Source organism: Bradyrhizobium sp., assembly GCF_049581145.1.
Taxonomy (GTDB): domain Bacteria; phylum Pseudomonadota; class Alphaproteobacteria; order Rhizobiales; family Xanthobacteraceae; genus Bradyrhizobium.
Window position 1 is genome coordinate 1 of record NZ_JBAURI010000927.1, and the last position, 1,891, is coordinate 1,891.

Genomic DNA, 1,891 nt, shown 5'->3' on the forward strand with positions numbered 1-1,891 from the left:
CGTCGATCTTCTCCTCCATTGTCTCTTTAGCGCCGAGCTCCAATCTCGCCGCATGCCAAAATTCATCGCTCCGGCCTTCGGGCCAGCCGGCCAGCTCCCAAAGCTCATAGGCTCGTCTGCGGATAGCCTCTTCGATGTCGCTCATGAACGAACTCCTCTCGAACAGCGCGCAGTCGAGTATATCCCGTCAGCGGGGCGTTGGCTCCGGGTTTCGGACTATTGGGGTTCTTCAACGGCGCGTGCTAGCCATTGCGCCTCGGCGCCGCCGACATTGGAAGGCGAAAAAGTCCAGCCTTTCGAGGGCGCGGGCGCGTAACCGGAGGGGCTTCGGATTTCATGTCGCCGCTGTCCAGCGACAATCAGCCGCATCGAATCGTGGTCGTTGGCGGCGGAGCGGCGGGCCTCGAGCTTGTCAGCCGCCTCGGCGATCGGCTCGGCAAGCGGCGCTTGGCCGACATCGCCCTGATTGAGCGCAGCCGCACCCATTTGTGGAAGCCGCTCCTCCATTCGGTCGCCGCCGGCAGCATGGACCCCTCCGAGCACCAGCTCAATTATCTCGCACAAGGCCACTGGCGCCATTTTCGCTACCACTTCGGCGAGATGGTCGGGCTCGACCGCGCAGCGAAATTGGTCCGGCTCGGGGCGACCCATGACGACGAGGGCCGTGAGATTGCCGCTCCCCGCAGTATTCCCTATGACACGCTGGTGATCGCCATCGGCAGCGTGACCAACGATTTCGGCACTCCGGGAGCGGCGGAATTCGCCGTTCCGCTCGAGACGGCGGAACAGGCGGTGCGGTTTCACCATCGCCTCGTCAACGCCGGCCTGAGGGCCCAGGCGCAGAGCGAGCCGATCCACGCCGGCCAGTTGCATGTCGCGATCATCGGCGCCGGCGCGACCGGCACCGAGCTGGCCGCGGAGCTCTATCAGAGCGCGCGCGAGATGGTGGCCTATGGCCTCGACCAGGTCGATCCGGACCGGGACATCCGTATCATTCTGATCGAGGGCGCGAACCGCATTCTGCCTGCGTTGCCCGAGCGGATCTCGGTGGCCACCCTCGCGATCCTGACCAAAATGGGCGTCGATGTGCGCACCAGCGCCCGCGTCTCGGCGGTCCGCGCCGACGGCATCCAACTCGCGAGCGGCGAATTCATCCCCGCCGAACTCACCGTCTGGGCGGCGGGCGTCAAGGGGCCGGATGTTCTCGCCGATCTCGACGGGCTCGAGGTCAACCGCGCCAATCAGCTTGTGACCGACCCCATGCTGAGGACGACACGCGACCCGGACATTTTCGCCATTGGCGATTGCGCCGCCGTTCCCCGCGCGGGCTCCGAGGCGCCCGTCCCGCCGCGCGCCCAGGCCGCCCATCAGGAGGCCTCGCATCTCGCCAGGCAGTTCAAGCGGCGGCTGCAGGGCCAGCCGCTTGAGCCGTTCGTCTACCGCGACTTCGGCTCGCTCGTATCCTTCGGCCGGATGGGCGCAATCGGCAATCTCATGAACCTCGCGCTCGGCGGCAACCTCTTCATCGAAGGGGTGCTGGCGCGATGGGCGTATCGGTCGCTCTACAAGATGCACGAGCGGGCGCTGCACGGGGTGACCAAGACCGCGCTCGGCACGCTCGCGCGCGGCCTCTCGCGGCGCGCGGAGCCGAGGGTCAAGCTTCATTAGAGCGCGTCGCAATTGCAGCGCCGTTAGTGACACTCACCAGCACCGCCAAATCGGTCTTGCCTGAAAAAAAAACGCCAAGCTTGCTGCGTCTCGTGAGCGGCACTAACAGGGAGCTTTTTGCACCTAACAGGGAGCATTTTTCGGCCAGCAGGGCCTTTTTCGACGATCAGCGGGGATCAGCGTTCACCCGAACGCTCGTGGCGGGGAGGCCGAGGCCCCACGC

General features: G+C 65.7%; 2 protein-coding genes. One reads left to right on the top strand and one right to left on the bottom strand.

What is annotated here, in order from left to right:
- Positions 1 to 145, bottom strand: a 145-nt coding sequence (locus WCB02_RS30410) for a DUF2934 domain-containing protein (protein ID WP_423963835.1), incomplete at its 3' end; no start/stop codon positions are given.
- Positions 146 to 336: 191 nt separating this feature from the next.
- On the opposite strand from WCB02_RS30410, the gene WCB02_RS30415 reads away from it, so the two are divergent.
- The gene (locus WCB02_RS30415) at positions 337 to 1,668 is read left to right on the top strand and encodes an NAD(P)/FAD-dependent oxidoreductase (protein WP_423963832.1); all 1,332 of its coding nucleotides are present in this window, start codon (positions 337 to 339) and stop codon (positions 1,666 to 1,668) included.
- Positions 1,669 to 1,891: the final 223 nt, after the last annotated feature.